This is a genomic window from Streptomyces sp. NPDC055815 (genome assembly GCF_053616475.1).
The window spans coordinates 1-2,948 of record NZ_JBSHDU010000173.1 but is presented as its reverse complement, the minus strand read 5'-3'; the positions used below and the strand labels follow the sequence as shown (position 1 = coordinate 2,948).

The 2,948-nt window shown below is 69.4% G+C and carries 1 protein-coding gene; it reads right to left on the bottom strand.

What is annotated here, in order from left to right:
• A partial coding sequence (locus ACWGN5_RS41760; protein ID WP_453524246.1) for an amino acid adenylation domain-containing protein occupies positions 1–2,948 on the bottom strand: 2,948 nt, incomplete at both ends.

The window sequence follows — 2,948 nt, the reverse complement described above, 5'->3', positions numbered from 1 at the left end:
CCACGCTCACGCGCCACCTCACGCAACCGCGCATGCACCCCAGCGGAAACGTCGAGCCGCACCGCATGCCCCACGTGCGACGCGATCGCCGGCCGTGTGCGGTCGGTCGGAAGCACCAACTCCTCCGGCGCACCGGCCAAAGCCTCACGCCAGAAATCCACCTGCCGCGACAGCACACTCCCCGGGTCGCCCTCATCACCCAGCAGCTCCCGCTGCCACAACGCATAGTCGGCGTACTGCACCGGCAGCGCAGACCACTCCGGTGCCTCACCCGCACGTCGTGCCGCGTACGCCACCGACACATCCCGCGCCAACGGCCCCATCGACCAGCCATCGCCCGCGATGTGATGGACCACGACCACGAGCACATGCTCGTCCGCGCCGGTCTCGAACAGCCGTGCCCGCAGCGGAATATCGGCCCTCAGATCGAAGGCATACCCCTGCGCCTCGGCGACCGCAGCCTCCAGCTCCTCCGCACCCACCTCCGCGAAGGCCAGCTCGAACCCGCACTCATCCACCGGCAGGATCCGCTGATACGGCTCACCCTCGGCCACCGCGAACACCGTCCGCAGCACCTCATGCCGACCCAGCACATCAACCAGCGCCGCCTCCAACGCCTCCCGGTCCAGTCCGCCGGTCAGCCGAAGCGCCAGGGGGATGTTGTAGGTCGCGCTCGGCCCCTCCAACTGGCCGATGAACCACAGCCGGCGCTGCGCGAACGACAGGGGTACGCGTTCCGGCCGCGCCCCCGCGACCAACGCCGGACGCGCCTCACCCGCCCCGACCAACCGCGAGGCCAGACCGGCCGGCGTCGGCGCCTCGAACAGCGTCCGCAGCGCCACCTCCACACCCAGCACCGCACGCACCCGACTCACCAGACGAGTCGCCAACAGCGAATGCCCACCCAGTGCGAAGAAGTCGTCCTCCACACCGACCTCGGGCAGACCCAGAACCTGCGCGAACGCCTGGCACAGAATCTCCTCCTGCACCGACACCGGACCTCGCCCAGCGCCCACCCGGTACTCCGGAGCCGGCAACGCCTTGCGATCCAGCTTCCCGTTCGCCGTCAACGGCAGCTCGTCCAGCACCACGACCGCCGACGGCACCATGTACCCAGGCAGCCGCCCCGCCACGAACTCCCGCAGTTCAGAGGTCCGTGCATCACCGACCACGTACGCGACCAGGCGCTTGTCACCCGGGACGTCCTCCCGCACCACCACCGCGACACGCTCGACCTGCGGGTGCGCGGCCAGCACCGCCTGCACCTCACCCGGCTCGATCCGGAAACCACGGATCTTCACCTGATCATCAGCACGACCCAGATACTCCAACTGCCCCCCGGGCGACCACCGCGCCACATCCCCGGTCCGATACATCCGCTCACCCACGCCACCGAACGGACACGCAACAAACCGCTCACCGGTCAGCCCCGGGCGCCCCACATACCCCCGCGCCAGACCAGCACCCGCCACATACAACTCCCCCGCAACACCCACCGGCACCGGGCGCAGCGAGCCGTCCAGCACATACACCCGGGCATTGACGATCGGCGCACCGATTCCGACACCGTCGCCCGGCGCCAGTGGAGTCGACATCGTGGCGCACACCGTGGTCTCGGTGGGGCCAAAGACGTTGATGAACCGGCGGCCCGGAGCCCAGCGCTCCACCAGATCGGCGCTGAGCGCCTCACCCGCCGACGCCAGCGTCGACACCGAAGCCAGGTCCTCCGGCGCCAGCACGGCCAGCACCGCGGGCGGCAGCTTCACATGTGTCACCTGGCACCGCGCTACGACATCGGCCAGTCCCGCACCCGGCAACAACTCCTGTGCATCGGCCAGCACCAGCCTGGCCCCGCACGACAGCGCCACCAGAATCTCGGTCACCGACGCATCGAAACTCACCGACGCGAACTGCAGCATGCGAGTGGCGGAGTCCACCGCGAAACGCTCTGCCTGAGCGGCCACCAGACTTGCCACTCCGGTGTGCGACACGGCCACGCCCTTGGGCTGCCCCGTCGACCCCGACGTATAGATCACGTACGCCAATCCAGCGGCCTCAAAGGTGATTTCGAGCGGAGTGGCCTGCTCCGCCGCAACGGCGCGCGCCACCTCGGTGTCGTCCAGCTCCACCACTCGCCCCGTCAGGGAAGGCAGTCCGGGCGCCCCGTCGCTGCGCCCGACGATCACCTGTGCACCGCTGTCGGACAGCATGAACTCCAGCCGGTCCGCTGGATACTCCGGATCCAACGGCACATACGCCGCCCCGGTGTTCATCACCGCGAGCAGCGCAACGAGCAGATCCACACCCCGCGGCAGACACACCCCCACGACCGACCCGTGGCCGATCCCCAGACCTTGCAGGTAGCGCGCCAGCTGGTTCGCCTTTGCGGCAACCTCGGCATACGACAGCTCCAGGTCGCCGTACACCAACGCCACCGCATCCGGCGTCCGCGCCACCTGGGCCTGGAACATCTCAGGGACCGTCCGTCCCGGAACTTCCCTCGCGGTGTCGTTCCACTCCGTGAGAAGCTGGTGCCGCTCGGCCTCGCCGAGGATGTCGACGGCCGCCAGCGGGGTGCCGGGGTGGTCTTCCAGCGCGGTGACGAGGTTGTCCAGGCTGGTGTGCAGCAGGCGGCAGAGTGCCTGACCGTCCACCGAGCCCACGGCGTCCACGGTCAGCCCGAACTGCGACTCGCGATCCTCGACCGACACGGCCACCGGATAGTTCGTCGTCTCGCGCATCGACACCGTACTGATGGCTCCGCGCGCTGTGCCGGCCTCCGCACCCGCCTCACGATGCGTACGGGGCTTGTTGTGCCGGTAGTTGAACAGCGACGTGAACAGCGGGCTGCCACCCGGCATCCCGCTGGCCTGCTGGGCGAGGGTCAGCGGCGCGTGCTCGTGCACCAGCAGCTCGGCCAGCTGATCCCGTACGCCTTCCAGCGCCTG